Source organism: Elstera litoralis (assembly GCF_000963705.1).
Taxonomy (GTDB): domain Bacteria; phylum Pseudomonadota; class Alphaproteobacteria; order Elsterales; family Elsteraceae; genus Elstera; species Elstera litoralis.
Genome location: NZ_LAJY01000175.1, coordinates 1 through 5,140 on the forward strand (window position 1 = coordinate 1; position 5,140 = coordinate 5,140).

The 5,140-nt window shown below is 59.1% G+C and carries 5 protein-coding genes and 1 pseudogene; 2 read left to right on the forward strand and 4 right to left on the reverse strand.

Annotation, left to right across the window (positions count from 1 at the left end):
- The 4 genes from dctP to VZ95_RS07920 all read right to left on the reverse strand — a co-directional run.
- A partial coding sequence (dctP, locus tag VZ95_RS07905; protein WP_045775374.1) for a TRAP transporter substrate-binding protein DctP occupies nucleotides 1-407 on the reverse strand: 407 nt, incomplete at its 3' end.
- A 38-nt stretch (nucleotides 408-445) separates the two neighbouring features.
- Nucleotides 446-1,723: a TRAP transporter large permease gene (locus VZ95_RS07910; RefSeq protein ID WP_045775368.1), complete on the reverse strand. Its 1,278-nt coding sequence runs from the start codon at nucleotides 1,721-1,723 to the stop codon at nucleotides 446-448.
- A gap of 12 nt (nucleotides 1,724-1,735) precedes the next feature.
- On the reverse strand, nucleotides 1,736-2,209 hold the full coding sequence (locus tag VZ95_RS07915; protein ID WP_232302543.1) for a TRAP transporter small permease: 474 nt from the start codon (nucleotides 2,207-2,209) through the stop codon (nucleotides 1,736-1,738).
- A 54-nt stretch (nucleotides 2,210-2,263) separates the two neighbouring features.
- A complete protein-coding gene (locus VZ95_RS07920) occupies nucleotides 2,264-2,773 on the reverse strand; it encodes a gluconokinase (protein WP_045775370.1) in 510 nt (169 codons plus the stop codon).
- Between the two features lie 226 nt (nucleotides 2,774-2,999).
- Between VZ95_RS07920 and gntR the strand changes: the two genes are divergently transcribed.
- The gene (gntR, locus tag VZ95_RS07925; protein ID WP_045775371.1) at nucleotides 3,000-4,028 is read left to right on the forward strand and encodes an HTH-type transcriptional regulator GntR; all 1,029 of its coding nucleotides are present in this window, start codon (nucleotides 3,000-3,002) and stop codon (nucleotides 4,026-4,028) included.
- A 61-nt stretch (nucleotides 4,029-4,089) separates the two neighbouring features.
- Nucleotides 4,090-5,140: pseudogene (locus tag VZ95_RS07935) on the forward strand (IS3 family transposase); the annotation flags it as partial.

Below are 5,140 nucleotides of genomic sequence, written 5' to 3' on the forward strand. Positions count from 1 at the left end.
AACTTCGCCATGAGTTTTTCACCGAACGGCCCATCCAATACCGCATCGGCTTCCTTTTCATTGGCAAACAAGAACGGGAGGTCATAAACACCGAAATCCTTAACGATGCCGACCAGGGTGGCGGTCGAACCGACCATCATTTCCTGTGCGCCGCCGATAACGGTGTTCTGCATCTGCACATCGCTGCCCAAGCTGGAGTCGCCGAAGCCTTTCATGCGCAGCTTACCGCCCGATTGCTTGTCCAACTCCTGCGCGAAGAATTTGGCCGCGCGGCCCTGATTGCTATTTTCCGATAGGCCGTAGCCGAAGCGGATGAGGCGGCTTTTCACGTCTTGCGCCTGCGCGGGCAGAGCCCCTGCCAGCGTAACCGTCGCAATAGCGACCGTGCTCAGAAGAAATTGACGCATCCTGTTTCACTCCCTTGGTTTTTTCGTTAGTGGAAAAATTATTTKTTTTTTTTTGCTGGCACCGTGACGATTTCCGGTATCACGACGAGCAGCAACAGCAAGACGGAGTAGGTCAGAAGGAATGGCCAAACGCCTTTAGTCGCGCTTTCCAACGAAATCTTCGCAACCCCGCAAACAACGTTCAGAACCGTACAAATCGGGGGCGTGAGGAGCCCCACGCAGCCGGTCATAATGAAAATTACCCCGAAATAGACCGGGTCGATGCCCGCCTTGGCCGTGAGCGGCGCCAGCACCGGCCCGAGGATGAGAATCGTCGGCGTTAGGTCCAACACAATCCCGGCGGCCAACAGCAGCCCCACGATCCCCAGCATCAGCAGAATGCGGTTATCGAGAATGGGGGCGAGCAGGTCGATCACCTGGTCGGGCAAATCGGCCAGCGTAATCATGTAGGAGGAGACCATCGCCGCCGCGACCAGGAACATAACCACCGCCGTCGTCCGCGCCGCATTCACGAACAACGGCATAAGCTCGGTCACTTTAACCTGCCGATAGACGAACAGCGCCACGAACAGCGAATAGGCCGCAGCCACCACCGCGGCTTCCGTCGGCGTAAATATCCCCCCGCGCAATCCGCCGATGATGAGAACCGGCAGGGCAAGAGCCCAGAGCCCATCCAACAGCGCGGCCCGCCGCTCGGCTCCGCTCTGCCGCCGCTGCGGAATAACGTCTAAGCGGCGCGATATCAGCATCCAGGTGAAGATCAAACCCAGGCCCATCAGCATCCCCGGCACGATCCCCGCCATAAATAGGGCGCTGATCGAGGTATTGGTGGTAACGCCATAGATGATGAAGGGCATGCTCGGCGGGATGATCGGCGCGATGATCCCGCCCGAGGCAATAAGCCCCGCCGATCGGGGCACTGGGTAGCCATTCTCGCGCATCATTGGAATTAACAGAGTTGCCAGCGCCGCCGTATCGGCAATCGCCGAACCGGAAAGAGAGGCCAGCAGCACTGCAGCGCCAATCGCCACATACCCCAAACCGCCGCGAATATGCCCAACCAAGCTGACGGCCAGGGCAATGATCCGCTGGGAAATCCCCCCGGCATTCATCAACTCGCCCGCCAGAATGAAGAAGGGCACCGCCATCAGCGGAAAATTATCGGCCCCCGAGAGCATGCTTTGCGCCAAAAGCTGCGCGTCAAAAAAATCGAGATGGATCATCAAGCCAACGCCGCTCAGCATCAAGGCGAAAGCAATGGGCATGCCGAGCAGCATCAGGCCGGTCAGCCCGGCCAGGAAAATGAATAGGGTCATCGCGGCGCGCCTCTAGAGATCGCTGCCGAAGGCGGCGTGATCAGGGGTTCCGGGGATCATCGCCGCCGGGTGGCTCATGAGAATCCGCACGAGGTTCAGCAACACGATTACTGCCATCACCAAAGCCGGAAACAAACCCGCCGCCGCATATAAAGCCGTGGAAAAACGCAGAACGGTGGAATAAATATCGAGCCCGATTACCGTTTGAACGTAACTTCCCATGAAAAATAGGTAGAGGGCGTAGAGCATTAGGCTGTGGCTTAGAATCGCACACAGTTTTCGGCCCTGGGGCGAGAGCCGCGCCACCAGCAGTTCCAGGCCGAGATGTTGGTGATTTTTGAGTGCCAAGATCGCGCCCAAGAAGACTAACCACACGAACAGGAGCCGAGAGATTTCCTCGCCCCAAACAATGCCGGTACCGAACGCATACCGCAGCACGACATTGCTAAAAACGAGCACCATCATGGCGGCGAGCATTACCCCCATAACCCACTCGGTTACTCTCTCAAGCCTCCGAACCATTGTTCTTTCCCCCAATTTTTATTTTATGATACCCAAGGCTTCAACCGTCGCGTCGAGGATGGCGGCTGGGCTTTGCTCGATGTTTTGGACGATCGGCTGCTCATCCGCACCCGGCGGCTCCAGCGTGGCAAGCTGGCTATCCAGCAGCGAGATTGGCATAAAATGCCCCTCCCGCGCCGCCATCCGGTCAATCAGCAGCGCCCGCGAGCCGGTGAGATGCACAAAGCGCGTCGCCGGGGCTGCCGCCCGTAACAGATCCCGGTAAGGCCGCCGCAGGGCCGAGCAGGACACGACGATCCCCTCCCCGCACCCGGCGGCTTGGGCCAAGGCTCCGGCAATCGCCTCAAGCCAACCTTGCCGGTCGGCATCCGTTAAAGGAATGCCGGCAGCCATGCGTGCCACATTCTCGGGCGGATGCAGCACGTCGCCTTCCAGAAACGTCACACCTAGCCGCGCCGCCAAATCCCGGCCAACGCGGCTCTTACCACAGCCGGAAACCCCCATAACGACGATTGGGGGCAGAGGCACGCTTATGTTTGCGCTAACATTTGTGGCCGAAGACGATGTGTCTCCGCTACCATTCGCCATCATGGCGCATCTCCCTAGCCTCGACCGTCAAGGGTCGAAGTCACATAGCCCTGCCGACCGAATCGGCGCGGGTCTTTCTGTTCTTGAAATTATGTTAGCGCTATCAATTATTTTTGTAAAGTGCTCGGGATAGCTAATAAATAATCACATAAACCGAGGAATCTAAATGGAAAAGCCGCGCAAACACCGTGCCTCACGCACCAACCGCGTCACGCTGGACGATGTGGCCCGCCATGTGGGCGTGAGCGCCATTACCGTCTCGCGCGCTTTGAGAAATCCCTCAAAAGTCGCCTCTGCCCTCCGCATTCAGATTCTCGAAGCGGCCCAAGCACTGGGGTATGTTCCCAATCATGCCGCCAGCGCCCTGGCGTCGGCGCGCTCGATGAATATCGCCGTCCTCATCCCGTCACTCACGAATATTCTGTTCGTCGATATGATCGGCGGGATTGAAGATGTGCTCCGCCCGCATGGGTATCAAATCCTCATTGGCACCACGCGCTATGCCCCAGAGGAAGAAGAGCGGCTGCTACGCGCCTATCTCGGTTTCACCCCCGACGGGCTGTTAATCACCGGGCTTGACCATTCCGCCGCCACTTGGGAACTTCTGCGCGGCTATCATCGGCCCGTCGTTCACCTAATGGATATGGGCCAAGATACCGACAGCTACACCGTCGGCTTTTCCCAGTACGAAGCCGGGGCGACGCTAACCCGCCATCTGCTGGAGAAAGGCTATCGCCGCATCGGCTTCGTCGCCGTCCAACTCGATCCGCGCACACTCAACCGAGGCGAAGGTTATCGACAGGCCCTGCGCGAGGCCGGGTGCTACGACCCGCGCCGCGAAATCCGAGTGACCACCCCCTCCTCCATCGGCCTGGGAGCAGAGCTTCTCGATCAAATGTTGGCGCAAGCCCCGAACTGTGACGCAATTTTTTTCTGTAACGACGACTTGGCTCAAGGAGCACTCTTCCAGTGCCGGGAGCGCGGTATGCGCGTGCCGGAAGATCTCGCCATCGTCGGTTTCAACGATCTGAGCGGCTCGGCTTGGACGCTGCCGCCGCTGACCACCATCGCCACGCCGCGTCGGGAGATTGGCGAACACGCCGCCCAGATTCTACTGGCCCTGCTCTCAGGTAACCCGCCGCAGCAGCACCACCTGGACTTGGGTTATCGCCTGATAACGCGCAAAAGCGCGTGACCTGCCTTGGGAAATTTCCTCCAGTTTGAAGTAGAGTCCGATCCCTTGAGAGGACGGGCTTATGAAGCGCAGCAGGTTCAGCGAAGAGCAGATTATCGGCATTCTGAAGGAACAGGAGGCCGCGGCGGTTACGGCGGATGTATGCCGCCGTCATGGGATATCAAACGCGACTTTTTACAAATGGAAAGCCAAGTACGGCGGTCTCGAGGTTTCGGAGGCGCGTCGGCTGAAGGCGCTTGAGGACGAAAACGCCCGGCTCAAGAAGCTTTTGGCGGAATCGATGCTGAATGAGGCCGGGTTACGCGATCTTCTTGGAAAAAAATGGTAGGGCCCGCCGCCAAGCGAGAAGCTGTCGCCCATCTGCGAAATCGGTTCGAGATGAGCGAGCGTCGGGCCTGTGCGGTGATTGCGGCGGATCGCGCGATGATCCACTACCGCTCGATCCGGCCAGATGACAGGGCCTTGCGGGCACGGCTTCGCAGCCTTGCCCAAGAACGCCGCCGGTTTGGCTATCGGCGCTTGTTCATTCTGCTGCGTCGGGAGGGAGAGACTTCCGGGATTACACGCCTTTACCGGCTTTACCGCGAGGAAGGTTTGGCGGTTCGCAAGCGGCGGGCTCGGCGCAAAGCCATTGGCACCCGTGCCCCGATCCTGGTGGCGGCCCGGCCCAATGCCCGCTGGTCGCTCGATTTTGTTAACGACCAACTGGACAGCGGGCGGCGGTTTCGGGTGCTCAACATCGTCGATGATGTGACGCGGGAATGTTTGGCCGCGGTTCCCGACACGTCAATCTCCGGTCTGAGGGTCGCTCGCGAACTGACGGAACTGGTGGCTCTGCGGGGAAAACCGGGGATGATTGTTTCCGATAATGGAACCGAACTGACCTCCAACGCCGTGCTGAAATGGGCTCAGGACACCAAGATCACATGGCACTACATTGCCCCAGGCAAACCGATGCAGAATGGGTACAGCGAGAGCTTGGCTTACGCCGGCCTACGGCTCAACGGCCGGATGCGGGACGAGTTGCTCAATGAAACCCTGTTCACCAGCATGGCTCAAGCGCGGGCCGTCATTGCGGCCTGGGTGGCCGATTATAACATCGTCCGACCGCA